This is a genomic window from Streptomyces sp. NPDC058665, assembly GCF_042714995.1.
Lineage (GTDB): Bacteria > Actinomycetota > Actinomycetes > Streptomycetales > Streptomycetaceae > Streptomyces.
In genome coordinates, this window is record NZ_JBHXRX010000011.1 from 20,959 (window position 1) to 43,848 (window position 22,890).

Consider the following 22,890-nt stretch of genomic DNA (forward strand, 5'->3'; position numbering starts at 1 on the left):
TGAGCCGGCGGAGCACTTGAGTCGGCGGAGCAACAGTGGTGCAACAGTCCCCGTGCGGGGGCTGTTGCGCTACGGCTCCCCACCGTGACGATCGGTGTCGATACACGCGCACCGACACCACGGGGGACAGAGATGGACGACCGCTGGAGCGGCGGGTACGGCCCTTCCGACCACCGCGCGCCCGGCTTCGGGCCGCCCGCCTACGGGGCGCCCGGCCACGGCACGCCCGGCCACGGTCCGGCCGGTTTCGGTCCGCCCGAGCCCTTCGCGCCGCCGGAGCCGCCGGGTCGCGCGGACCGCCGGTATCGGGGCCCGTACATCGCCTCCGGCATCCTGCTGATCGTCTTCGCCTGCGTCCTCGCCGCCTGGATCACCGACATGGTGATCACCGTGAACGCCGACGCGGACGGGCTCCTCGAAAGCCTCGTCATGAACGACCCGGCCCGGCCGCTGCTCGTGTTCACCGCCCACGAATGGGCCTTCGCCGTCGCCCTGCTCGTCGTCGGCATCGCCGCCATCGCCCTGCGCCGTCTCGCACGCGGCGCCGCGCTGCTCCTCGCGTTCCTGCTCCTCGGCGTCGGGGCCCGCCAGCTCATCGGCCTGACCCGTACCCCGTACCGCGACGGCATGTTCGCGTCCGAGCACGGCACGCTGATCGTGCTCACCTATCTGTTCGCCTTCCTCGCCGCCGTGGCCGTGATCACGCTGATGCTGGTCGCCCGCGAGCGCGAGCTGCCCCGCGAGCCGGTGACCGGCGGCCTGCGCGCCGCGGGTGTCCTGCTGATCCTCATCGGCGCGGTGCGGGGATTCTGGTACGCGCGCAACCTGCGGGAGTTCAACGAGGCCGTCGGGCCGGCCGGGGGCCGGGGCGCCTTCGCCGAGTGGTGGCACGAACTGCTCAACATCAACGCCCGTGGCGGATACGGGACTTCGGCGGGTTTCACGTACTACACCAGCGCGCTCATCGCGGCGTTCCTGGTCGTCGGCGTCCTGCTGCTGCTGGGAACCCCGGCGGCGCGCGGCGCGGCGCTCGCGCTGCTCGGCATCGCCGCGTACATCCAGCTGCGCGACCTCGCGGGCATCCAGTACGACCGGCTCCCCGACTACTACCGGGACGCCACCCTCGGCTGGAGCCTGACCAGCTCCTTCGCGGCCGGCGCCGCGATGCTGGTGGCCATCGCCCTGACACGCCACGTCCCACGTCCGTACGCCCCGCCGCGGTACCCGACGGCGCCGCTGCCCTAGATCCTGTCCCGCCGACAGGACCTGAGGGGTGTCCGGGGCCGCCGGCAGCCGGCCGTCAGCGCGCCAGATGCCGGACCTGCCGCCAGAGTCCCGGATCCGCGGCGCCCGCCCGGCGGCGGAACGCACGCGAATCCACCCTCCGCAGCTCGTCCGTCTCCAGATAGCTCCGCCGTCCCCCCGTGTCGCCCACCACATCGGGCGGCAGCGGAATCACGCCGGGGCGGCCCTCGTGGAACTTACTGGTGATCTTCGCGACCAGCACCGTACGGCCCCGTACCGAGAGCACCAGACAGGGCCGGTCCTTCTCCCCGGTCCCGTCCTCGTACGGCACCATCGCCCACCAGATCTCGCCCGGCTTCGGCCCCCGGCCGCCCGCCCTGTCCCCGGGCCTCGTTCCCGGCCTCGTTCCGGCGGGTCCGCGGTCCGTACGCCCCGGCGGCCGGGAGCGCCCGCGCGGCGGCCTCGGGCTCCGGCCCCGCCCGTCCACGACCGTGGCGACCATCGCCAGCACCACCACCACGATCAGAGCCACCCACCAGGACGTGTCCATGCCCCAGACCGTACCGCCGCGCCGCCGCCCCGGCGCCGTGCGATCCCCGGCCCTTCACCAGGCCGCAGGGTCCGCCCGAACCGGTGACAGAGCAGGTGAGTTCCCCCACAACAGGCCGGTGTGGAGGAGCGACCAGCCGTTCAGCGCCTTACGCTCGACAGACCGAACGACCCCCGTCGCCCCCCTTCCACGCCACGGAGGTTCACGCTCCATGAAGCTCACCGTCGTCGGCTGCTCGGGCTCCTTCCCCTCCGTGGGATCGGCCTGCTCCAGCTACCTCGTAGAGGCCGACGGCTTCCGGCTGCTCCTCGACATGGGCAACGGTGCCCTCGGCGAGTTGCAGCGTCACAGCGGTCTCTACGACCTCGACGCCATCTTCCTCAGCCATCTGCACGCCGACCACTGCATCGACATGTGCGGCTACTTCGTCGTCCGCTACTACCGCCACGACGGCGGACGCTGCGACACCATCCCCGTCTACGGCCCCGACGGCACCGAACAGCGCCTGACCACCGCGCACGCGGACACCCCCACGGAAAAGTCCATGAGCGAGGTCTTCGACTTCCACACGCTCAAGCCGGGCTCCTTCGAGATCGGGCCCTTCTCGGTCCGTACGGAGAAGGTCGCCCACCCCGTCGACACGTTCGGCATCCGCGTCGAGCACGACGGCAGATCGCTCACCTACTCCGGCGACACGGGCGTCAGTGAGGCCCTGGTGGAGCTGGCCCACGACACGGATCTGTTCCTCTGCGAAGCCGCGTTCACCTACGGCAAGGAGGACATCCCCGGCCTCCACCTCAACGGCCGCGAGGCCGGCGAACACGCCGCCCGCGCGCGGGCACGCAGGCTCGTCCTCACGCACATCCCCCCGTGGACCGACGCCGAGCGGAACCTGAACGACGCGCGCAAGGAGTACGGCGGCCCGGCCGAACTGGCCACGCCCGGCGCGGTGTACGAGATCTGAACGCCGAACCGCCCGTACTGACACGTGCATACGATGGTGCCCCCGGCCGGGAACTTGAGTTCTAGTGGTCGTCGCAACACCCCAGATGAAGGGGCGCGATGGACTTCGAGATCCGGAAGGACCGGGGGCACCGTCGTACGCACCTTGTGCCGGAGGCTACTTGGCCTCGGCCTTCTGGAGTTCGGCCAGTTCCTCGTCGCTCTCCCGGCCGGGCGTCGGCAGGTTGAACCTGACGATGGCGAAGCGGAAGACCGCGTAGTAGACGGCCGCGAAACAGAGTCCGACCAGCGCCAGGCCCCACGGGTTGGTCGCGATCCCCAGGTTGAGGAAGAAGTCGACAGCGCCGGCCGAGAAGCCGAAGCCGTCCTTCATACCCAGCCCCCAGGTCAGCGCCATGGAGACACCGGTCAGCAGGGCGTGGATCGCGTACAGCACCGGCGCGATGAACATGAAGGTGAACTCGATCGGCTCGGTCACACCGGTGACGAACGCGGTGAGCGCGAGCGAGAACATCATGCCGCCGACGACCTTGCGGCGCTCGGGGCGGGCGCAGTGGACGATCGCGAGACAGGCGGCGGGCAGCGCGAACATCATGATCGGGAAGAAGCCGGTCATGAACTGTCCGGCGCTCGGGTCTCCGGCGAGGAAGCGCGCGATGTCGCCGTTCTTGCCCTCGTACGAACCGGCCTGGAACCACGGGAACGAGTTCAGCAGGTGGTGCATGCCGATCGGGATCAGCGCGCGGTTCGCGACACCGAAGATGCCGGCGCCTGCCGCGCCCGAACCGACGAGCCACTCACCGAAGTTGTGCAGTCCGGCGCCGAGTACGGGCCAGATGAGACCGAAGACGATGCCGATGAGCAGACCCGCGAAGGCGGAGAGGATCGGGACGAGACGACGGCCGCCGAAGAAGCCCGCCCAGTCGGGCAGTTTGGTCCGGTAGAACTTCTGGTAGAGCAGGGCGACCACGATGCCCATCACGACACCGCCGAGGACGCCCGCGTTCACGGGGGCGTCCGACATGACTATCTTGCCGTCGACGACGCTCGCGACCTGCGGCAGGTTTCCGTCCGTGAAAGTGGCAAGCACCTTCTGGAAGACCAGATAGCCGGTGACCGCGGCGAGCGCGGTCGAGCCGTCCGACTTCTTGGCGAAGCCGATGGCTATGCCGACGGCGAAGAGCAGCGGCATGTTGTCGAGGATCGCGCCGCCGCCGGCGGCCATATAACCGGCGATCTTGGTGATGAAGGTGGGGAACGACTCGCGCCCGAGCATGTCGGGGTTGCCGAGGCGGACCAGAAGAGCGCCGGCGGGCAGCACGGCGACCGGCAGCATGAGGCTGCGGCCGATGCGCTGCATGACGGACATCACGCCGGAGCCCTTTTTCTTGGCCGCGGGGGCGGCGCTGGCCGTGGACATCAACTTCCTCCAGAGGACAAGGCACCGCCGTGAGCAGGGAAGACGGGGAGTGGCGGCGACCCGGGGAACACGGCGCGCGGCCATGTGGTCTACACCTATGAGTGGTGTAGACCAGTTGTAGCATGGTGAGGGTTTAATAAGGAAGCTTCGTAATCTCTCGATCTGGACTCGGCGCTTCCGGGTGTGGGCGGGGGCCGGCGGGGGTGCGGCGGACGTGCGAAAAGGACCCCCGGACCGGGCGGTCCGAGGGCCCTCATGGCGGGCGGAGACCGCCCGCGGTCAGCTCTGCACGCTTAGCTCTGCGTGTTCTCCTTCTCCGCTTCCTTCGCCAGCTCCTCCGGCTCCCGCCCCGGAGTCGGGATGTCGAACCTCGTGATCGTGAACCGGAAGACCGCGTAGTAGACGACCGCGAAACAGAGCCCGATCGGAATGATCAGCCAAGGCTTCGTGTCCAGATGCCAGTTGACGACGTAGTCGATCAGTCCCGCCGAGAAGCTGAAGCCCGCGTGCACCCCCAGCGCCCAGGTGATCGCCAACGACGCACCCGTCAGCAGCGCGTGCAGCCCGTACAGCAGTGGCGCGGCGAACATGAACGAGAACTCCAGCGGCTCCGTGACGCCGGTCACGAACGACGTCAGGGCGACCGAGACCATCAGACCCGCCACCTGCTTGCGCCGCTCCGGCCGCGCGCAGTGCGTGATCGCGAGCGCGGCGGCCGGCAGGCCGAACATCATGATCGGGAAGAAGCCCGACATGAACTGCCCCGCCGACGGGTCCTGGGCGAAGAACCGCGTCAGGTCGCCCTGTACGACGGTCCCGTCCGCCGTCGTGAACTCGCCCGCCTGGAACCAGAAGAAGGTGTTCAGGAACTGGTGCATCCCGATCGGGATCAACAGCCGGTTCGCGACACCGAAGATGCCCGCGCCCCACGCGCCCAGATCGATCAGCGACTTGGCGAACGACGTCAGCCCGTCACCCACCGGCTGCCACAGCAGCCCGAACGCCACCCCGATGACCACCCCCAGGAACGCCATCTGGATCGGCACCAGGCGGCGGCCGTTGAAGAACCCGAGCCAGTCCACCAGCCTCGTACGGTGGAAACGCTGCCAGACCACCGCCGTCAGCAGACCGATCAGAATGCCGCCGAGCACACCGGGGTTCTGCGGATTGCCCTCCGGGAGTTCGTCGGTGACCGTGCCGTCGGCCGGGAACGCCACCAGCACGTTGTGGTAGACGAGGAAGCCCACGACGGCGGCGAGCGCGGTGGATCCGTCCGCCTTCTTGGCGAAGCCGATCGCGACCCCGATACAGAAGAGCAGCGGCAGACCGAAGCTCCCGTCCAGGATGGCGTTTCCGCCCTGGAGGAAGACCGCGGTCGTCTTGTCCCAGAAGGCGCCGTGCAGATACGCGTCGAAGAGATTGCCCAGACTGACCAGCAGACCCGCCGCCGGGAGTACGGCGACCGGCAGTTGGAGGCTGCGCCCGACTTTCTGGAGCCCCTGGAAGAGACCGTTCCACCATCGTCGCCGGGGTACCGGGGGGAGGGCTGACGCGTCGGCACCCGTCGAACTCATCCGCGTCCTCCCGTGGCACAGTGGTGTAGACCAGTTGCGATACGCTCCCGGGGCCGGGCCCCGGCAGGCGTATCACTGGTGACCGTTATCTTTCGGTATGGGTCGATCACCCGCCCGCGAAGATGGGCCAACTGTGCGTTAACGTGAAAAATCGGATCCACGGTGACCCGGGACACCACCCCTTGAACAGCAGGGAGCAGGACATGGCCAGCAAGGCTGAGAAGATCGTCGCCGGGCTCGGCGGGATCGAGAACATCGAAGAGATCGAAGGCTGCATCACCCGCCTCCGTACCGAGGTCGTGGACCCGGGCAAGGTCGACGAGGTCGCGCTGAAGGCCGCCGGCGCGCACGGCGTCGTCAAGATGGGCACCGCGATCCAGGTCGTCATCGGTACGGACGCCGACCCGATCGCCGCCGACATCGAAGACATGATGTGAACGACTGAGGAGTTCGAGGGGCCCGATCCGGACAACCACCGCAGGTAAGGCGGGGAACCGGAACGAGCCCCTCACCCATGTCCCAGGTCCGGTTAGGCTCACACCCATGTCTCGAATCGACGGCCGCACCCCCGAACAGCTCCGACCCGTCACCATCGAACGCGGATGGAGCAAGCACGCCGAAGGATCCGTACTCATCTCCTTCGGCGACACCAAGGTCTTCTGCACCGCCTCCGTCACCGAAGGCGTCCCGCGCTGGCGCAAAGGCAGCGGCGAAGGCTGGGTCACCGCCGAGTACTCGATGCTGCCCCGCTCCACCAACACCCGCGGCGACCGCGAAGCCGTACGCGGCAAGATCGGCGGACGCACCCACGAGATCTCCCGTCTCATCGGACGTTCACTGCGCGCCGTCATCGACTTCAAGGCACTCGGCGAGAACACCATCGTCCTCGACTGCGACGTTCTCCAGGCCGACGGCGGCACCCGCACCGCAGCCATCACCGGGGCGTACGTCGCCCTCGCCGACGCCGTCGAGTGGGCCAGGGCCAAGAAGATCGTCAAGGCCGGCCGGCAGCCCATCACCGGAACCGTCTCCGCGATCAGCGTCGGCATCGTCGACGGCGCGCCGCTGCTCGACCTCCGTTACGAGGAGGACGTGCGCGCCGACACCGACATGAACGTCGTCTGCACCGGCGACGGCCGCTTCGTCGAAGTACAGGGCACCGCCGAGGCCGAGCCCTTCGACCGCAAGGAACTCGGCGCCCTCCTCGACCTCGCCGCCGGCGGCTGCGCGGAACTCGCCACCCTCCAGACCGCGGTGCTCGAAGAGGCCCTCGACAGGTAAAGAAGCAACCAAGTACGCCGGTGCCGCGTCGTTACAGTCGCGACTCAGGGGCGTACGGACCTGCCCGTACGCCCTTCCGTACCAAGAGAGGGAACCGACCCATGGCCTCGCGCCGACGCACCGCGGTGACCATAGCCGCCGTCCTGCTCACGCTCACGGGAGCCGCCGGCTGTGGCGCACTCGACAAGGCACTCGACTGCGTCCAGACCGCCGACGCCATAGCCACCAGCGTGGACAAGCTCCAGCAGGCGATCTCCACCGCGGCGGACGACCCGACGCAGGCCCAGGAGGCCCTGGACGACATCGACACCGAGCTCGACAAGCTCCAGGACAAGACCGACAACGCGGACCTCGGCAAGGCAGTCGACGACCTCACCACCGGCGTCGGCACGGTCCGTGAGTCCATCGAGAACGGTGACGCCACCCCCGACCTCACGCCCGTGACGGACGCGGCCACCGAGATCGGCAAGGTCTGCACCCCGTAGCCGAACCCCGTAACGGAGCACCCGGCCAGGGGCGGATAATCGGCGCATGACGCGTCTGATCCTCGCCACCCGCAACGCCGGGAAACTCTCCGAGCTCAAGGCCATCCTCGCCGACGCCGGTCTCACCCACGACCTCGTCGGCGCGGATGCCTACCCCGACATCCCGGACGTCAAGGAGACCGGCGTCACCTTCGCCGAGAACGCCCTGCTCAAGGCCCACGCCCTGGCCCGCGCGACCGGCCACCCGGCCGTCGCCGACGACTCCGGCCTCTGCGTCGACGTCCTCGGCGGCGCCCCCGGCATCTTCTCGGCCCGCTGGTCCGGCACCCACGGCGACGACCGCGCCAACCTCGACCTGCTGCTGGCCCAGCTCTCCGACATCACACCCCCACACCGCGCGGCCCACTTCGCCTGCGCGGCGGCCCTCGCACTCCCGGACGGCACGGAACGGGTGGCCGAAGGCCAACTCCACGGCACCCTGCGTCACATCCCCTCGGGCACGGGAGGCTTCGGCTACGACCCGATTCTCCAGCCGGACGGCGACACCCGCACCTGCGCGGAACTGACCCCGGCGGAGAAGAACGCGATCAGCCACCGGGGCAAGGCTTTCCGCGCGCTGGTACCGGCGGTGCGGGAGCTGCTGGGCTGACGTCGAGAACAGACGTCGAGAACAGACAAAGAGCCTGCAACCTTCGTTTCGAAGGTTGCAGGCTCTCGATACCTTGTGCGCCCGGTCGGATTCGAACCGACAACTACTAGTTCCTAAGACTAGCCTCTCTACCAGTTGGAGTACGGGCGCGTGTCCGCGCCCTTACTGTACTTGCTGTCGCCGGATGCCCGGAGGTGAATTGTCGAGCGAGAGCGCGTCCCGAGTGGGTACGTGTCTGGCTGTGGCATGACGGGCAGAGGTAGCGGAGATTCTCGCGGCGATTGTCACAGCGATCGCCGTTGATGTGGTCGATCTCCAGCACGAGCCGTCTTCCCTGCCACAGCTCGCCGGTGCCGCACGCGGCACAGGTGTGTGGAATGTCCAGATCGTCGAGAGCGCGCCTCAGTTGTGCGGTCCTCACCCGCGGAGAGCCGGGCGCGAGGCGGGTCAGGATCTCTTGCGCCGACTTCCGGTAGCGGGAAGCGACACCACGGAAGTGCCCCTGCCCGGCGAAATGACTGATGGAGATGGAGTGGGCCACCAAGCTGCGATCGACCTGCTTACGGCCGGTTTCGTTGACGGGTATACCCAGGATGCGCAGTACTCCGGCGATGCTGTTGGATTTCGCTACGGCGCTGGTCAGTTCGTCTCTGGGGAGTAGCTTCGGGCCGCTCCGTCCTTCGGCGAAATGCGACGTGTCGATGCCCAACTGATCGAGCCTCTTGCGTATATGGCCGTAGGGGCTGTCGTCCGGTGGGAAGCCCAGGTACTCCAACACTTCCCGGATACTGTGCGAATGCGCCGCTGCCTCTTGCAGCCGCTCCTTCGAGTAGCTGCGTCGTTCTCGAACTGGCAGCGGCTCGTCGGTGAAGTGCGAGGTGTCGATTCCGTACAACTCCAGCCTCTGACGCAGATATCTGCGTGGGATGCTTCCCAAGGGGGCGTTCACCCGACGCATCAGGTCGACAAGACTGGTGGATTCGGCGGCAATTCGCTCCAGTGTCTCTCGTGGGTACTTGTTGCTCACCTCGTGGCCCCGCGCTTCCGTCCGCGATACGTGTCGGTCACCGCGTGGCAGTTGGGGCACAGCAACCGGAGGTTCGGTGCGCGGTTGTCCCACCAGTCGCCGTTGATGTGGTCGACCTCAAGACTCAAGGGCCGACCGTTCCAGACAGTCCCGATGCCGCACATCGCGCACAACTCCGGTGTTCCGATACGGATGAGTTCCTGCCGCAGACGCTTACCGGGAACGCGGCCGTGCTCCGGTGTCCGGAGAAGGAGTGGATTCTCTTTCGGCCGCTTGGCCTGCCGCCGTGCCTGGTTGAAATGCGTCGTGTCAATACCCAGTGTCGCGATGCGCCTGCTGATGTGTGAGTGGTTGCCGCCCACCGGGTTGATGCCCAGATGTCTCAGCACCCCTTTGACGCTTGTCGACTCGGCAACTGCCGTCCGTAGCCGTTCCTCGGTGTGCCGGACGCGCCCGGAGGTGAAATGCGTCGTGTCTATACCCCACTCGGTCATCTTCTGGCGGGCATAGCGCCGGCTGTTGGATGTCGGCGTTCTGCCACACCAGCGCAGAGCCTCGTCCAAGTTGGTGGTCGCGCGAGCCGCCTCTCGCAGTGCTTCACGTGTGTATCTCACCCGTATCGTTCCTCCGCCCCGTATCCGGCCGCACGTTCGCGCTCCCGTACGGAGTAACGAACCGTTAATCGGATGGTCACGACCGGAATGTGGAGAACTCGGGTCGTGCCTCGCGGCGACGGAGGAGGATCAAGTCATGCCCACGCCTCAGAACCTCAGAACGACACCACGCCTCACGACGACCGCACGGAAGCCTGCGCCTGCGCCTGCAAAAGGACCAGTTCCGCCGCCTCCTCCCGCGTCCCCACCGACGGTGGCGATCCCTCCAGCGGCAGGCCCGCCGTCTCCGTCATACAGGCCACCGCGGCGACGCCGATCAGGGCCGCGAACATCGCGTAGTACGCGGGCATCAGATTGTCGCCGGTGAGGCTGATGAGACCGGTGATCACGAACGGGGTCGTACCGCCGAAGAGGGACGCCGAGAGGTTGTAGCCGACCGACAGGGAGCCGTAGCGGACGCTCGTGGGGAAGAGCGCCGGCAGGGCCGCCGACATCGTGCCGAGGAGGCAGACCAGGGAGAGCCCCAGCATCGCCATCCCGGTGACGATCGCGAGATAACCGCCCTGCTGGATCAGCAGGAACGCCGGAAGGGAGAGGACGAAGAACCCGAGCATCCCCGCCATCAGGAGCGGCTTGCGGCCGAACTGGTCGCTGAGACGGCCCACTTGGCTGATCATCCCCATCAGGGCGACCATGACGCCGAGCAGGATGAGCAGCCCATGGGTGTCGCTGTAGTGGAGTTGGTCGGAGAGATACGTCGGCATGTAGGACAGCAGCATGTAGTCGGTGACGTTGTACGCGCCGACGAGGCAGACGCAGAGGATCAGCCTCGGCCAGTGGTCGCGGAAGATCCTGCCGAGATCGGACGCGGTGCTGGTCTCGACCAGATCGGCGGCCTCGGTCGCCTGGACCGTGTCCTGCTCCATCTTCGTGAACGCGGGGGTCTCGTCCAGCCTCAGCCGCAGATAGAGGCCGATGAGCCCGAGCGGCGCGGCGACGAGGAACGGTACGCGCCAGCCCCAGGCCTCCATGCCCGCGGAGCCGAGCACGGCGGTGAGCGCGGTGACGAGCCCGGCCGCGCCGACGTAGCCGGCGAGGGTGCCGAATTCGAGGAAGCTGCCGAAGAATCCGCGCCGTTTGTCGGGGGCGTACTCCGCGATGAAGGTGGAAGCGCCGCCGTACTCGCCGCCGGTGGAGAACCCCTGCACCAGCCGGAAGAGGATCAGCAGAACGGGGGACCAGAAGCCGATCGACGCGTACGAGGGGATCAGCCCGATCGTGCCGGTGCCGACCGCCATCATGATCATGGTCATGGCCAGGACCTTCTTGCGGCCGATGCGGTCACCCAGAGGGCCGAAGAACATGCCGCCGAGTGGTCGTACGAGGAAGGCCACCGCGAAGGTCGCGAAGGAGGAGAGCAGTTCGACCGTGGCGTTGCCGGAGGGGAAGAAGACATGGCCGATGGTGACGGCCAGATAGCTGTAGATCCCGAAGTCGAACCATTCCATGGCGTTGCCCAGCGCGGCCGCCTTCACCGCCCGCTGGACCGCAGCCTCGTCGGTGACGGTGATGTCGGACCTGCGCAGCGGGGGGTTCTTACGGCGCCGGCGCGCACGGAAGAGCGCCGGGTGGCGTCGGGACGCCGGGGAGTCGGCAGCCTGGTCGCGCGCGGGCTCCGTCATGGGCCGGTTTCCTTTCCCAGGGCCTGTCTTCGGGGACGTCCGTCCCTAGGGAAAGCCTCCGCGCCGCTGTGACGGCCGCAAGCCGGAGCCGCACGACGGGCGGCTCCGGCCGGCCCCGGCCGTCAGATGCCGAGATCCTTAATGATCTTCGCGACATGGCCGGTGGCCCGGACGTTGTAGAGCGCCTGCTCGACCTTGCCCTCCTCGTCGACGATGACCGTCGAGCGGATAACACCCGTCACCGTTTTGCCGTAGAGCTTCTTCTCGCCGAAGGCGCCGTACGCGGCGAGGACGGACTTGTCGGTGTCGCCGACCAGGGTGACCTTCAGGTTCTCCTTGTCGCGGAACTTGGCGAGCTTCTCCGGCTTGTCGGGCGAGACCCCGATGACGTCGTAGCCGGCGCCGGCCAGCACGTCGAGGTTGTCGGTGAAGTCGCAGGCCTGCTTGGTGCATCCGGGGGTGAGCGCGGCCGGGTAGAAGTAGACGATGACCTTGCGCCCCTTGTGGTCGGCGAGCGAGACGTCGTTGCCGTCGGCGTCGGGCAGGGTGAAGGCGGGGGCGGTGTCGCCGGGCTGAAGTCGCTCGCTCATGGTTCTCCTCGGTACGGGGGCGGGCAGGTGTATCGGCCCGAGCGTAGTAGCGCCGCGGAGTGCGAGGGCGGTGGAGCTGACAGACTGTCCGGGTAGGCGAAGGATCGAAGGACCAACCAACCGGACATGACGACGGAGGCAGCGGTGTCGGATGCCAGGACCCCTGCGCAGATCGAGGCGGACATCGTCCGCAGGCGCGACCAGCTCGCCGAGACGCTCGACGAGATCGGCGTGCGGGTGCACCCGCAGACGATCGTGGGCGACGCGAAGGCTCGGATGGTCTCCCGGGTGGACCAGACCGCGGGCAGGGCGTACGTCGCGGTGAATCGCACGGTGGCGGGTGTGAAGGGCAGGTTCGTCTCGGACGACGGCGCCCCGAGGCTGGAGCGGGTCGTTCCGGTGGCGCTGGTCGTCGTCGGACTGGTCGGGCTGCTCGCGGTCTCCGCGCGCCGCCCGCGCCGCCGCCGGCGCTGAGGACGGGACCACCCCTCCGGCGTACGGCACGGCTTCGGGCGGGTAAATTCGTGGGTGTGAGCAACAATTCCCACCACTCCTCCCATGACAAGCTGCCCATCCGGATGCTGCACGACCGGGTGTTGGTCAGGACCGACATCCCGGAGGGCGAGCGGCGTTCGTCCGGCGGCATCGTCATCCCGGCGACCGCGGCGGTCGGGCGGCGCCTGGCCTGGGCCGAGGTGGTCGCCGTCGGGCAGAGCGTGCGGACGGTCGAGCCCGCGGACCGGGTGCTGTACGACCCCGAGGACCGCGCCGAGGTCGAGGTCCGGGGCGTGGCCTACGTACTGATGCGGGAACGGGACCTGCACGCGGTGGCGGCGGACCGGTTCGAGGGGTCGGAGGACTCCACGGGGCTCTATCTCTGACCCTGACTCTGACAAGGCTCCACGGAAGGGCCTGGTGACCATCGTCACCAGGCCCTTCCGGTGTCTCTTTGCTAGGTTTGCCGGACCCCGACGAGACGCGCCGTACCGGGTCAAACGAAAGACGACGCACCCGTTGTCCGCGTTTCGCTCGGAGGTGCCGTCATGGCCTGGGTCCTGCTCGTTGTCGCCGGTCTGCTCGAAGTGGGCTGGTCGATCGGAATGAAGTACACCGACGGATTCACCCGGCTGTGGCCGAGTCTCTTCACCGGCGCCGGAATCGTCGCCAGCATGCTGCTGCTCTCGCACGCCGCCAGGACGCTGCCGATCGGCACGGCGTACGGCGTCTGGGTCGGGATCGGCGCCGCCGGCGCGGCCGTCGTCGGCATGGCGGTCCTCGGCGAACCGGCGACCGCCGCCCGGATCTTCTTCGTCTGTCTGCTGCTGGTGGCCGTGGTGGGCCTCAAGGCGACGTCCGGCCATTAGGGCGTGTTTTAGAAGTAGCGTCGTCCGCCCGCAAGGGCGGGGCCTACGGCGTCTGGTGCGTGCGATCGCAAGGCGGAGGATCAACCCCGTAGATGGACCGGACGTACTTGGATGACTCCGACAACGCGGCGAGCGCGCGTGCCAGGCGTCGTGGGCCAGACGGGACTTCTCAAACACGCCCTAAGCCCCGGACGCGGGCGTTACTCGCGGGGGCGTGAGGTGCGGGGTGGGCCGTTGCCCGTGGATCCGTCCGCCGCGCCGCCGCCCCCGTTGTCGCCTCCGCCCCCGATGAGCCCGTCGGTCAGGCCGTTCGTCCGGCCCTCGCTCTGGCCCTGCGCACCGCCGTCGCCCTGGCCGCCGTCCGTACCGCCTCCGCCGCCGTCGGTCCCTCCCGAGGTCTGGCCTTGCGCCTGGCCCTGGGCCTGGCCCTCGTTTCCGCCGGTGTCGGCGCCCTCGCTCCGGCCCTGCGCCGCGCCCGCGTTCTGTCCCCCCGTCCGGCCGGGCGCCGCGGGCTGGTCCGGGGAGCCCGGACTCTCCGACCGGCCCGGTGACGCGGGCTGTTCGGGGCTGCCGGACTCGTCGTCCGGCGGGGTGATCTCGTCCACGCCGTCCTCCAGCGTCAGTTCGAAGTCCGTGGCGGCGGTGCCCTCCAGCGCCGCCGCCGTGAACTGGCCCCAGATCTGCGCGGGCGGCCCGCCCCCGTTGACGCGCGCCAGGCCGAGCGCGCCGTACAGCGGCTTCTGGCGCGCCGTTTCGGGGTCGGCGCCCATGATCGCGACGACGGTCGCCAGGTCGGGCGTGTAGCCGGCGAACCAGGCCGCCTTGTCGTCCTCGGCCGTCCCCGTCTTGCCGGCCGCCGGACGGCCGGCGGTCTGGGCCGCCGTGCCCGTACCGCCCTCCACGACGCTCTGGAGGATCGCCGTGGTGGTGTCGGCGGCCTGTCGGCTGACGGCCTGTGTCTGCCGCCCGCGCGGCACTTCGACGGTCGCACCGTCCTTGGTGATCTCCGAGACCATCGTGTACGTGCCGTGCCGGCCGTGGTTGGCGAGCGTCGCGTACGCCTCCGTCATGTCGAGCACGCTCGCCGTGGCCGGGCCGAGCGCGATGGACGGGGACGCCGTGAGGTCGGGGGTGTCGTCGGGGATGCCGAGGCGGACCGCGGTGTCGCGGACCCGGCTCGGGCCGACGTCCTGTGCCATCTGCGCGTACACGGCGTTGACGGACTTGTCGGTGGCCTCACTGACGCTGACGGGGCCGTACGAGACGTCGTCCTCGTTGGCCGGGTCGTACCCGGTGGACCCGTCGGGCCCCTCCACCATGCGCTTGTTGGTGCCGTCGTACTCGGTGTTGGGGGTGATCTGTTCGCCGTCCTGGGTGTGTGAGTCGTTCTCGACGGCTGCCGCGAACACGAACGGCTTGAAGGTGGAGCCGACCTGGTAGTCGCGGCGGGTGGCGTTGTTGACGTACTGCCGCGTGTAGTCGATGCCGCCGTACATGGCCACGACCTCGCCGGTGGCGGGGGCGATGGAGACGCCGCCGACGCGTACGTTGCGGTCGGCCGCGCGCTTGGTGTCGACCTTCGACGTCACCTGTTCGTCCACCGCGTCGACCAGTGCCCTCTGTTTCGGCCGCTGGAGCGTGGTGGTGATGCGGTAGCCGCCGCTGGCGAGGGTTTTGTCGTCAAGGATCTTGTTCTCCGTGAGATAGTCCTCGACCGCCTGGACGATGTAACCGCGCTGCCCCGACAGGCCGGTGGACGGCTTGGCCTTGCCGGGCAGCGGGAAGACCATGGCGTCGCGGTCGGCGGGGGAGAGCCAGTTCTCCTTGACCATGCCGTCGAGCACATAGTTCCAACGGCCCTCCGCCTGCCCCGTGTTCTCCGGGTGCAGGGCGACGTCGTACGCGCTGGGCGCGTTGAGCAGCGCGGCCAGGAAGGCGCCCTCCGCTGTGTCGATGTCCTGGATGTCCTTGCTGTAGTAGGCCTGTGCGGCGGCCTGGATGCCGTACGCGTTGCGCCCGAAGTAGCTGGTGTTGAGGTAGCCCTCCAGGATCTGCGCCTTGCTCTCCTCGCGGTTGAGCTTGATGGCGATGAAGAACTCCTTCCCCTTGCGCACGAGGGTCTGTTCCTGCGCGAGGTAGTAGTTCTTGACGTACTGCTGGGTGATCGTGGAGCCGCCCTGGGTGCCCTTGCCGGTCATGGTGTTCCAGGCGGCGCGGACCATGCCCTGCGGGTCGATGGCGGGTTCGTTGTAGAAGTCCCGGTCCTCGGCGGCGAGTACGGCGCGGCGAACGCTCTTCGGGATGTGGGAGAGCGGCACGTTCTCGCGGTTGACCTCGCCGTCGCGCGCCAGTTGGCTGCCGTCCCCGTACAGATACACGTTGGACTGGGCGACGGCGGCGACGTTGGCGGCGGGGATCTGGACGAGCGTGTAGCCGGCGATGAAGCCGCCGATGAGCACGAACGCGCAGAACAGGAACCCCCCGAGCAGCATGCGCCAGGTGGGGAAGATCCGGCGCCAGCCGGAGCGCTTGCGGCGGGCCTTGCGGGCGGCCTTGCGCGCGGCGCGCCCGCCGGTGAGTGTCCCGCCGCCGGGGCCGCCGCCCGGTCCCTCGCCGCGGCCGTGGTCGGTCGGGTCGCGCGGGGGCCAGCCCTGCTGCTGCGCGTCGCTCATGTGTGCGGAGGCTCCTCGGCCGGGTCGAATCGGTAGTTACGGGCTATCCGGGTGATTCGGTCGCGGCACCATGAAACACGGTCGAAACGGACCCGGGGCCACCGACCGGATAACCGCTCGCGGTGGGTGACCCTCTTGGGCTAGGGTCGGGCGCTTTGGTGCCGTACTGCGGAAACGGCACGGGGAGACCACACGTAACGGGGCCGAGGGGGAGTGCTGACGTGCGTCTGTACGCGGTCGTCGCGGCGGGCGGGTTCCGCCGCTACGCGACGTACCGGACCGCCACGGCCGCGGGGGTGTTCACCAACACCGTCTTCGGCTTCATCGTGGCGTACACCTACACGGCGCTCTGGGAGCAGCGACCCCAGCTCGGCGGCTACGACCTCTCGCAGGCGGTCACCTACGTCTGGATCGGCCAGTCGCTGCTGATGACCTGCGCGATGATGGGCGGCGGCTTCGAGGACGAGTTGATGGACCGTATCCGCACCGGCGACGTGGCGATCGATCTCTACCGGCCTGCGGATCTCCAACTGTGGTGGCTGGCGAGCGACTTGGGGCGCGCCGCGTTCCATCTGCTGGGACGCGGGATCGTACCGATGGCGCTCGGCGCGCTCGCCTTCGAGCTGTCGCTGCCCGAGAACCCGCTGGTCTGGGCCGCGTTCCTCTGCTCCGTGTTCCTGGGCGTCGTGGTCAGCTTCGCCGTGCGCTTCCTGGTCGCCCTGTCGGCTTTCTGGCTGCTGGACGGCGCGGGAGTCGGCCAGATCACCTTCCTGGCGGGGATGTTCTTCTCCGGGATGCTGCTGCCGCTGACACTCTTCCCCGGGCTGCTGGGCGAGGTCGCGAGGGCGCTGCCGTGGTCGTCGCTGCTCCAGATCCCGGCGGACGTCTTCCTGGGGCGGCACACGGGGTGGGGGCTGGTCGGGGCGTTCGCGTTCCAGGCCGGGTGGGCGCTGGCGCTGCTGGCGCTGGGGCGGCTGCTCCAGTCCGTGGCGACGCGAAGGGTGGTGGTGCAGGGTGGCTGACGGAGTGTCGTCGGAACGGACGTTCGACCGGGAGTGGTCGCGCTCGGCTCTGTGGGAGGGGCTGCGCGCGTACGGCCTGATCGTGGCCATGTGGATGCGGTCGACGATGGCCTACCGCGCGTCGTTCGCCATGACCGCCTTCGGGAACTTCGCGGCGACCGCGTTCGACTTCGTCACGATCCTGCTGATGTTCTCCCATGTCGACCAGCTGGGCGGCTACTCGCTGCCCGAGGTCGCCTTCTTGTACGGCGCGGCGGGCGCCGCCTTCGGCCTCGCCGACCTTGCCTTCGGGTCGATGGACCGGCTCGGCCGCCGGGTCAGGGACGGCACGCTGGACACCCTGCTGGTGCGCCCGGCGCCGGTGCTCGCGCAGGTCGCGGCGGACAGGTTCGCGCTGCGGCGGCTCGGCCGTATCGTCCAGGGCCTGCTGGTGCTCGGATACGCGCTGACGACGCTCGACATCGCGTGGACCCCGCTCAAGGTGGCGATGGTCCCGATGATGATCCTCAGCGGTGCGGTGATCTTCGCGTCTGTGTTCGTCGCGGGCGGGGCGTTCCAGTTCTGGGCGCAGGACGCCGCCGAGGTGCAGAACTCCTTCACGTACGGCGGGACCACACTGCTCCAGTACCCGCCCACGGTCTTCGCGAAGGACCTGGTGCGCGGGGTGACGTTCGTGGTGCCGCTCGCCTTCGTCAACTGGATGCCCGCGCTGTACGTGATGGACCGTGACGATCCGCTGGGGCTGCCGGACTGGGCCGCCTTCCTGCCGCCGGTGGTGGCGGTGGGGTGCTGCGCGCTGGCGGGGCTGGCGTGGCGGGTGGGGCTGCGGGCGTACCGGAGTACGGGAAGTTAGGACCGCTGGGGAACTCGGCCTGGAGAGGGACGCGCAATGGATTCGGACGGCTCCGGTTTCATCGAACTGGACGGCATCGAGAAGGTCTTCGACGTACGGCGGAAGGCGGGCGTGCTGCGCCGCGAGCGCCATCAGGTGCGCGCGGTCGACGGCATCAGCTTCCGCGTGGCACGCGGCGAGATGGTGGGCTACATCGGCCCCAACGGTGCCGGGAAGTCGACCACCATCAAGATGCTCACCGGCATCCTGACGCCGAGCGCGGGCCGGCTGCGGGTCGCCGGGATCGACCCGTCGCGCGAGCGTACGAGGCTGGCGCGCCGGATCGGCGTGGTGTTCGGCCAGCGCACGACCCTGTGGTGGGACCTGCCGCTGATCGACTCGTACCGGCTGGTGCACCGTATGTACCGCATCCCCGACAAGCGGTACCGGGAGAATCTGGAGCGCTGCGTCGAACTGCTGGAGCTGGGCGAGCTGTTGGACGTTCCCGTACGGCAGCTCTCGCTCGGCCAGCGGATGCGCGGCGACATCGCGGCGGCGCTGCTCCACGACCCCGAGGTGCTCTACCTCGACGAGCCGACGATCGGCCTGGACGTGATCTCCAAGGCCAGGGTCCGTGAGTTCCTGCGGGATCTGAACGCGGAGCGCCGTACGACGGTGCTGCTGACCACGCACGACCTGACGGACATCGAGCAGCTGTGCGCGCGGGTCATGGTCATCGACCACGGGCGGCTCGTGTACGACGGGGCGCTCGCCGGGCTGCACGAGGTGGGCGAGAGCGAGCGGACCCTGGTGGTCGACCTCGAACGCGAACTGCCGCCGGTCGAGTTGCCGGGGGCACGGGTGGTGAAGGTGGAGGGGCCGCGGCAGTGGCTCGCCTTCCCGGCCGCGGCGTCGGCGGCGCCGCTGGTGGCGCGGATCGCGGCGGACTACCCGCTGATGGACCTGTCGGTGCGGGAGCCCGACATCGAGTCGGTGATCGCGAAGATGCTCTCCAGAGGAAAGGTCCCGGATCCCGCGGTGGGCGAGGAGGCTACTGGGGTCACTGCGCTGTGACGTCCGCCTCACCTTTGACTAGGCTGACAACATGACGAGTGAACTTCCTGAGATGCGCGCCTCGGACTCCGAGCGCGAGCGTGTCGCCGAACTGCTGCGCGATGCCTTGTCCGAAGGGCGCATCGACATGGAGGAGTTCGACACCCGCCTGGACGCGGCGTACAAGGCCCGTACGCACGGTGAACTCCAGCCGCTGGTCAGGGACTTGCCCGCGCCGGGCTCGACGGCCGACCTGTCGCCCGCGCGTAGCGTCGAGGGCGCGGGCCGGTGGGCGACGTGGATCGGCCGGGGACGCGCGACGTCCCGTGCCGCCGTCTCCTTCTGGGGAGGGTTCAACCGCAAGGGCACCTGGACGGTGGGCCGGCGGTTCCACGCCTTCACGATGATGGGCGGCGGCCAGATCGACCTGCGTGAGGCGCGGTTCGAGGAGCGAGAGGCGTCCATCCGCTGCTTCGCGCTGATGGGCGGCATCCATGTCGTCATCCCGCCGGACATGGATGTCACGGTGCGCGGCCTGAGCCTGATGGGCGGTTTCGGGGAGAGCGGGGAGACCACGGAGCTGAGCCCCGGCTCGCCGCGGGTGGTCATCACGGGGTTCGCGCTGATGGGCGGCGTGGGGGTGGAGCGCAAGATGAGGTCGGCGGAGAAGCGCCGTCTCAAGGAGGAGCGCAAGAAGGCGGAGCTGGAGAAGGACAGGCTCCGCAAAGAACTCGACTGATCCCTGGGACGCGCTCAGAGCAGTGCGGGCTCCTTGCCCACCAGGTCCTCGATGCCGACGAAGCGCCCCATGGCCGCGTATCCGTTGTCGCTCGGGTGCAGACCGTCGCCCGAGTCGTAGTCCGGCCGCAGCCGGTCGGGAGCGTACGGATCGCGCAGCAGCCGGTCGAAGTCGACGGTCCTGTCGAAGACTTCGCCCGACCGGATGGCGTCGTTCACCCGGTCCCGCACGGCCTCCAGCCGGTCGGTGTGGCGCGGGTTGCCGCCGAAGGGCGTGAGCGTCGAGCCGACGACCCGCAGCCCCCACGCGTGCGCCTGCCGGGTGAGGGACTTCAGCCCGGCGGTGATCCGGTCCGGGTCGGTCTCGTTCGGCCGGCGGATGATGTCGTTGATGCCGAGTTCGACGAAGACGACCTCGGTCCCCGCCTGCCCCAGGACGTCCCGCCCGAAGCGGGCGAGGGCACTGGGCCCCTTCCCGGCGGCGAGGCTGGGGCGCAGGACGCGATTGCCGCTGATGCCCGCGTTGAGTACGCCCAGGCCACTGCCGCTCACCCGGTCCGCCAGCACGTCGGTCCAGCGGTGGCCGGCGCCGTAGGAGGAGCCGATGCCGTCCGTGATCGAGTCGCCGATGACGACGACCGAGCCGCGCGCCCGCCGGTTGAGCACGTCGACGGCGGTGAGGTAGCGCCAGACCGGGGCGCTCTCGGTGTACGCGGCGCCGCCGAGGTCCCGCGTACGGTCGCCCACGGCCGTGTACGAGGGTCGCAGGGCGCGCGGGTGGTACGTGACGGGGCCGCCGGGCGCGGGCGTGTGGACCGTTACCAGGAGGTCGGTGTCGTAGGGCACCCGGAGCCGTACGAGATCGCTGACGACGCGCCCGCCGGGCGGGATGACGACGGACGTCTTCTTACCGAAGGTGATGAGGCGCATGGTGCCGGGGGCTGCGCTCGGGCTCTCATGTCGGCCGTGGTCGTCGCCGTCGTTGCTGTGCGAGACGGCGATCGAGGCGTGGCCGATGAGCAGGGCTTCGCGGCTGAAGAGGTTGGAGAGCGTGATGCGGGCGGCGGTGCCGCCGATGCTGGTGTGGACGACGTTACGGATGGAACGCCCGGCGTGGCCGTTCGGTACCCCGGGCTCGACCCCCGCCGGCGCGGCGGCCCAGGTCCCGATCCACGCGTCGGCGGACGCGGGCGCCGCGGACCCCACGGGCGTACGGGCGCCCGCGCCGCTTCCGGACGCGGCTGCCTGGTCACGGCGGCCCTGGTCGGAGCCCCCGTCACCGCCCAGCGCGCCGACCGCGGCGAATATCGTGGCGACCACCAGTGCCACGACCGTCATAAGGCCCGCGAGCAGGACGAATCCCCGTTGTCTGTTCATGTCCCCCGTGACTCCCTCACACCTACGTACAAAGGACATCATCCGGCATGGCGCGGGAACTCGGGATGCGTCCCGGGAGTACCAGAGGTAGGGACAATGCGCACAGATGGGTGAGGGGTCCCGTTGGCGGGCCGGTTTTGGGTACGGGACGGTAGGTCACGGCGGGCACGTACGCGGATGGGTGGAGTGAATGGAACGACGCGATCCGGCTGATCCGGACAGCACGACGGGGTCCGGGGCGGCAGGGAGTGACAGGGCTCGTACGGGCGTGGCCGGCGGCCCGGCGGGCAGGTCGGCGACGGCCGTCTCCGCCGCACGTCCGGACGCGGAGCCGGGGGCGGAGGCGATTACGGACGGGGGCGCAGGAGCCTTCGCCCTGGGCTCCGGCCCCGGCAGGCGTTCGCCGTTCTCCCCGCTCGGCTTCACCGCCGCCGACGAGGAGAAGCGGCGCGGCGTCCGCCGTATGAAGGCCACCGCGACCGGCCTGCTGCTCTTCGTCGCGCTCATCTACATCCTCGCCACCTGGGCGAAGAACTCGGGCGTCACCGGCTGGCCCGCGTACGTGGCGGCGGCGGCCGAGGCGGGCATGGTGGGCGCCCTGGCGGACTGGTTCGCCGTCACGGCCCTCTTCCGCCACCCGCTCGGCCTGCCGATCCCGCACACCGCGATCATCCCGAACAAGAAGGATCAACTCGGCGCCTCCCTCGGCTCGTTCGTGGGGGAGAACTTCCTCTCCGGCGATGTCGTACGGACCCGGCTGCGCGGACTCGGCATAGGCGGCCGGCTCGGCGCCTGGCTGGCCGACCCCGCCCACGCCGACCGCGTCACCGCCGAACTGGCCACGGCCCTGCGGGGCGCGCTGACCGTCCTGCGGGACAGCGACGTCCAGGCGGTCGTGGGCGAGGCGATCACCCGCCGCGCGGACGCCGTGGAGGTCGCCCCCGGCATAGGGAAGACGCTGGAACGCGTGGTCGAGGACGGCGCCCACCACCGCGCCGTCGACCTGATCTGCGCCCGCGCGCACGACTGGCTGGTCGAGCACGGCGACTCGGTGATGGACGCCGTCCAGGGAGGCGCGCCCGGCTGGACGCCGCGCTTCGTCGACCGCAGGATCGGCGACCGCGTCTACAAGGAACTGCTGCGCTTCGTCACGGAGATGCGTGACATGCCGAGCCACCCGGCGCGCGGCGCGATCGACCGCTTCCTCAAGGACTTCGCCTCCGACCTCCAGTCGGACACGGAGACGCGGGCACGCGTCGAGCGCCTCAAGTCGGAGCTGCTGGCCCGCCCGGAGGTGCAGGACATCATCGCGTCGGCGTGGTCCTCCGTACGCGCGATGATCATCGCGGCGGCCGAGGACGACCGCAGCGAACTGCGCCTGCGCGCCCGTGCCTCCCTCCTCTCGCTCGGCGCCCGCCTGGCGACGGACGAGAGGCTCCAGCGGAAGCTGGAGGGCTGGGTGGAGGACGCGGCGGACTACGTCGTGACGACGTACAGGGGCGAGATCACGTCACTGATCTCCGACACCGTCGCGAGCTGGGACGGAAAGCACACGTCGAAGAAGATCGAGGCCCACATCGGCCGTGACCTGCAGTTCATCCGTATCAACGGCACGGTGGTGGGTGCGCTGGCGGGTCTGCTGATCTATACGATCTCGCATGCGCTGGGCGGCTGACCGATGAGTTTCGAGGCGCTGCCCGGTCAATCAGACGCAACTGCCGCACCCATCACCCACCAGCACTCACCACCCAG

General features: G+C 69.3%; 23 protein-coding genes, 1 tRNA gene and 1 riboswitch. Of the genes, 14 read left to right on the forward strand and 10 right to left on the reverse strand.

The window, feature by feature from the left end:
- Positions 1–132: 132 nt before the first annotated feature.
- Complete coding sequence (locus ACFWV8_RS09285) at positions 133–1,245, forward strand: hypothetical protein (protein WP_384199157.1); 1,113 nt, start codon at positions 133–135, stop codon at positions 1,243–1,245.
- Positions 1,246–1,300: 55 nt separating this feature from the next.
- Here ACFWV8_RS09285 and ACFWV8_RS09290 read toward each other — a convergent pair whose 3' ends face one another.
- Positions 1,301–1,795 carry a type II toxin-antitoxin system PemK/MazF family toxin gene (locus ACFWV8_RS09290; RefSeq protein ID WP_384199159.1) on the reverse strand — a complete coding sequence of 165 codons (495 nt, stop codon included), beginning with the start codon at positions 1,793–1,795 and terminating at the stop codon, positions 1,301–1,303.
- 211 nt (positions 1,796–2,006) lie between these two features.
- On the opposite strand from ACFWV8_RS09290, the gene ACFWV8_RS09295 reads away from it, so the two are divergent.
- On the forward strand, positions 2,007–2,759 hold the full coding sequence (locus ACFWV8_RS09295) for an MBL fold metallo-hydrolase (protein ID WP_384199161.1): 753 nt from the start codon (positions 2,007–2,009) through the stop codon (positions 2,757–2,759).
- A gap of 156 nt (positions 2,760–2,915) precedes the next feature.
- On the opposite strand, the gene ACFWV8_RS09300 is transcribed toward ACFWV8_RS09295, so the two are convergent.
- Complete coding sequence (locus tag ACFWV8_RS09300; RefSeq protein ID WP_384199163.1) at positions 2,916–4,178, reverse strand: PTS transporter subunit EIIC; 1,263 nt, start codon at positions 4,176–4,178, stop codon at positions 2,916–2,918.
- 293 nt (positions 4,179–4,471) lie between these two features.
- The gene (locus ACFWV8_RS09305; RefSeq protein WP_384199165.1) at positions 4,472–5,752 is read right to left on the reverse strand and encodes a PTS transporter subunit EIIC; all 1,281 of its coding nucleotides are present in this window, start codon (positions 5,750–5,752) and stop codon (positions 4,472–4,474) included.
- Between the two features lie 203 nt (positions 5,753–5,955).
- Between ACFWV8_RS09305 and ACFWV8_RS09310 the strand changes: the two genes are divergently transcribed.
- The 4 genes from ACFWV8_RS09310 to rdgB all read left to right on the forward strand — a co-directional run bounded on the left by ACFWV8_RS09310 (position 5,956) and on the right by rdgB (position 8,167).
- Positions 5,956–6,189 carry a PTS glucose/sucrose transporter subunit IIB gene (locus ACFWV8_RS09310; protein ID WP_266545595.1) on the forward strand — a complete coding sequence of 78 codons (234 nt, stop codon included), beginning with the start codon at positions 5,956–5,958 and terminating at the stop codon, positions 6,187–6,189.
- A 106-nt stretch (positions 6,190–6,295) separates the two neighbouring features.
- The gene (gene rph / locus ACFWV8_RS09315; protein WP_384199167.1) at positions 6,296–7,033 is read left to right on the forward strand and encodes a ribonuclease PH; all 738 of its coding nucleotides are present in this window, start codon (positions 6,296–6,298) and stop codon (positions 7,031–7,033) included.
- Positions 7,034–7,134: 101 nt separating this feature from the next.
- Entirely contained in the window at positions 7,135–7,518 is a 384-nt protein-coding gene (locus ACFWV8_RS09320; protein WP_384199169.1) for a hypothetical protein, read from the forward strand.
- A 46-nt stretch (positions 7,519–7,564) separates the two neighbouring features.
- Positions 7,565–8,167: an RdgB/HAM1 family non-canonical purine NTP pyrophosphatase gene (rdgB, locus tag ACFWV8_RS09325; protein WP_329387227.1), complete on the forward strand. Its 603-nt coding sequence runs from the start codon at positions 7,565–7,567 to the stop codon at positions 8,165–8,167.
- Between the two features lie 76 nt (positions 8,168–8,243).
- Here the strand turns inward: rdgB and ACFWV8_RS09330 are convergent.
- The 5 genes from ACFWV8_RS09330 to bcp all read right to left on the reverse strand — a co-directional run bounded on the left by ACFWV8_RS09330 (position 8,244) and on the right by bcp (position 12,080).
- A tRNA-Leu gene (locus ACFWV8_RS09330) sits at positions 8,244–8,317 on the reverse strand.
- A complete protein-coding gene (locus ACFWV8_RS09335; protein ID WP_384199365.1) occupies positions 8,274–9,125 on the reverse strand; it encodes an HNH endonuclease in 852 nt (283 codons plus the stop codon). The genes ACFWV8_RS09330 and ACFWV8_RS09335 overlap by 44 nt, the downstream gene beginning before the upstream one ends.
- A gap of 65 nt (positions 9,126–9,190) precedes the next feature.
- A complete protein-coding gene (locus ACFWV8_RS09340; RefSeq protein ID WP_384199367.1) occupies positions 9,191–9,814 on the reverse strand; it encodes an HNH endonuclease in 624 nt (207 codons plus the stop codon).
- Between the two features lie 167 nt (positions 9,815–9,981).
- Positions 9,982–11,490 (reverse strand): glycine betaine/L-proline transporter ProP, encoded by a 1,509-nt coding sequence (gene proP / locus ACFWV8_RS09345; protein ID WP_384199171.1) that lies wholly within the window; start codon positions 11,488–11,490, stop codon positions 9,982–9,984.
- 122 nt (positions 11,491–11,612) lie between these two features.
- The gene (gene bcp, locus ACFWV8_RS09350; protein WP_329387233.1) at positions 11,613–12,080 is read right to left on the reverse strand and encodes a thioredoxin-dependent thiol peroxidase; all 468 of its coding nucleotides are present in this window, start codon (positions 12,078–12,080) and stop codon (positions 11,613–11,615) included.
- Between the two features lie 126 nt (positions 12,081–12,206).
- Between bcp and ACFWV8_RS09355 the strand changes: the two genes are divergently transcribed.
- The 3 genes from ACFWV8_RS09355 (at position 12,207) to ACFWV8_RS09365 (ending at position 13,444) form a co-directional block, all read left to right on the forward strand.
- On the forward strand, positions 12,207–12,554 hold the full coding sequence (locus ACFWV8_RS09355) for a DUF3618 domain-containing protein (protein ID WP_384199174.1): 348 nt from the start codon (positions 12,207–12,209) through the stop codon (positions 12,552–12,554).
- A gap of 104 nt (positions 12,555–12,658) precedes the next feature.
- Positions 12,659–12,961, forward strand: a complete 303-nt coding sequence (locus ACFWV8_RS09360; protein WP_189107154.1) for a co-chaperone GroES — start codon at positions 12,659–12,661, stop codon at positions 12,959–12,961.
- A 70-nt stretch (positions 12,962–13,031) separates the two neighbouring features.
- A riboswitch (guanidine-III (ykkC-III) riboswitch) is annotated at positions 13,032–13,092 on the forward strand.
- A gap of 31 nt (positions 13,093–13,123) precedes the next feature.
- Complete coding sequence (locus tag ACFWV8_RS09365; RefSeq protein ID WP_384199176.1) at positions 13,124–13,444, forward strand: DMT family transporter; 321 nt, start codon at positions 13,124–13,126, stop codon at positions 13,442–13,444.
- A 200-nt stretch (positions 13,445–13,644) separates the two neighbouring features.
- Here ACFWV8_RS09365 and ACFWV8_RS09370 read toward each other — a convergent pair whose 3' ends face one another.
- Positions 13,645–16,116, reverse strand: coding sequence for a transglycosylase domain-containing protein (locus tag ACFWV8_RS09370; protein WP_384199178.1), 2,472 nt, complete (start codon positions 16,114–16,116; stop codon positions 13,645–13,647).
- 221 nt (positions 16,117–16,337) lie between these two features.
- Here ACFWV8_RS09370 and ACFWV8_RS09375 point away from each other — a divergent pair, with 221 nt between their 5' ends.
- From ACFWV8_RS09375 to ACFWV8_RS09390, 4 genes are read left to right on the forward strand one after another with little or no spacing between them, the layout of a single operon-like run.
- Complete coding sequence (locus tag ACFWV8_RS09375) at positions 16,338–17,138, forward strand: ABC-2 family transporter protein (RefSeq protein WP_329387241.1); 801 nt, start codon at positions 16,338–16,340, stop codon at positions 17,136–17,138.
- Positions 17,131–17,991, forward strand: a complete 861-nt coding sequence (locus tag ACFWV8_RS09380) for an ABC transporter permease (RefSeq protein WP_384199180.1) — start codon at positions 17,131–17,133, stop codon at positions 17,989–17,991. Before ACFWV8_RS09375 ends, ACFWV8_RS09380 begins: the two co-directional genes overlap by 8 nt.
- A gap of 36 nt (positions 17,992–18,027) precedes the next feature.
- Entirely contained in the window at positions 18,028–19,044 is a 1,017-nt protein-coding gene (locus tag ACFWV8_RS09385) for an ATP-binding cassette domain-containing protein (protein ID WP_384199182.1), read from the forward strand.
- 31 nt (positions 19,045–19,075) lie between these two features.
- The gene (locus ACFWV8_RS09390) at positions 19,076–19,762 is read left to right on the forward strand and encodes a DUF1707 domain-containing protein (protein ID WP_384199184.1); all 687 of its coding nucleotides are present in this window, start codon (positions 19,076–19,078) and stop codon (positions 19,760–19,762) included.
- A 14-nt stretch (positions 19,763–19,776) separates the two neighbouring features.
- On the opposite strand, the gene ACFWV8_RS09395 is transcribed toward ACFWV8_RS09390, so the two are convergent.
- Entirely contained in the window at positions 19,777–21,138 is a 1,362-nt protein-coding gene (locus ACFWV8_RS09395) for an SGNH/GDSL hydrolase family protein (RefSeq protein WP_384199185.1), read from the reverse strand.
- Positions 21,139–21,328: 190 nt separating this feature from the next.
- Between ACFWV8_RS09395 and ACFWV8_RS09400 the strand changes: the two genes are divergently transcribed.
- A complete protein-coding gene (locus tag ACFWV8_RS09400; protein WP_384199187.1) occupies positions 21,329–22,813 on the forward strand; it encodes a DUF445 domain-containing protein in 1,485 nt (494 codons plus the stop codon).
- Positions 22,814–22,890 lie beyond the last annotated feature (77 nt).

Excerpts from the sequence above, each read along its gene's own strand:
- ACFWV8_RS09385 (WP_384199182.1), top strand. The coding sequence starts at position 18,028 with ATGGATTCGGACGGCTCCGGTTTCATCGAACTGGACGGCATCGAGAAG.
- ACFWV8_RS09295 (WP_384199161.1), top strand. The coding sequence starts at position 2,007 with ATGAAGCTCACCGTCGTCGGCTGCTCGGGCTCCTTCCCCTCCGTGGGA.
- ACFWV8_RS09305 (WP_384199165.1), bottom strand. The coding sequence starts at position 5,752 with ATGAGTTCGACGGGTGCCGACGCGTCAGCCCTCCCCCCGGTACCCCGG.
- ACFWV8_RS09320 (WP_384199169.1), top strand. The coding sequence starts at position 7,135 with ATGGCCTCGCGCCGACGCACCGCGGTGACCATAGCCGCCGTCCTGCTC.
- proP (WP_384199171.1), bottom strand. The coding sequence starts at position 11,490 with ATGACGGAGCCCGCGCGCGACCAGGCTGCCGACTCCCCGGCGTCCCGA.
- ACFWV8_RS09400 (WP_384199187.1), top strand. The coding sequence starts at position 21,329 with ATGGAACGACGCGATCCGGCTGATCCGGACAGCACGACGGGGTCCGGG.
- ACFWV8_RS09290 (WP_384199159.1), bottom strand. The coding sequence starts at position 1,795 with ATGGACACGTCCTGGTGGGTGGCTCTGATCGTGGTGGTGGTGCTGGCG.
- bcp (WP_329387233.1), bottom strand. The coding sequence starts at position 12,080 with ATGAGCGAGCGACTTCAGCCCGGCGACACCGCCCCCGCCTTCACCCTG.
- ACFWV8_RS09285 (WP_384199157.1), top strand. The coding sequence starts at position 133 with ATGGACGACCGCTGGAGCGGCGGGTACGGCCCTTCCGACCACCGCGCG.
- ACFWV8_RS09360 (WP_189107154.1), top strand. The coding sequence starts at position 12,659 with ATGCTGCACGACCGGGTGTTGGTCAGGACCGACATCCCGGAGGGCGAG.
- ACFWV8_RS09365 (WP_384199176.1), top strand. The coding sequence starts at position 13,124 with ATGGCCTGGGTCCTGCTCGTTGTCGCCGGTCTGCTCGAAGTGGGCTGG.
- rph (WP_384199167.1), top strand. The coding sequence starts at position 6,296 with ATGTCTCGAATCGACGGCCGCACCCCCGAACAGCTCCGACCCGTCACC.
- ACFWV8_RS09300 (WP_384199163.1), bottom strand. The coding sequence starts at position 4,178 with ATGTCCACGGCCAGCGCCGCCCCCGCGGCCAAGAAAAAGGGCTCCGGC.
- rdgB (WP_329387227.1), top strand. The coding sequence starts at position 7,565 with ATGACGCGTCTGATCCTCGCCACCCGCAACGCCGGGAAACTCTCCGAG.
- ACFWV8_RS09390 (WP_384199184.1), top strand. The coding sequence starts at position 19,076 with ATGACGAGTGAACTTCCTGAGATGCGCGCCTCGGACTCCGAGCGCGAG.
- ACFWV8_RS09335 (WP_384199365.1), bottom strand. The coding sequence starts at position 9,125 with ATGCGTCGGGTGAACGCCCCCTTGGGAAGCATCCCACGCAGATATCTG.
- ACFWV8_RS09310 (WP_266545595.1), top strand. The coding sequence starts at position 5,956 with ATGGCCAGCAAGGCTGAGAAGATCGTCGCCGGGCTCGGCGGGATCGAG.
- ACFWV8_RS09395 (WP_384199185.1), bottom strand. The coding sequence starts at position 21,138 with ATGAACAGACAACGGGGATTCGTCCTGCTCGCGGGCCTTATGACGGTC.
- ACFWV8_RS09355 (WP_384199174.1), top strand. The coding sequence starts at position 12,207 with ATGACGACGGAGGCAGCGGTGTCGGATGCCAGGACCCCTGCGCAGATC.
- ACFWV8_RS09370 (WP_384199178.1), bottom strand. The coding sequence starts at position 16,116 with ATGAGCGACGCGCAGCAGCAGGGCTGGCCCCCGCGCGACCCGACCGAC.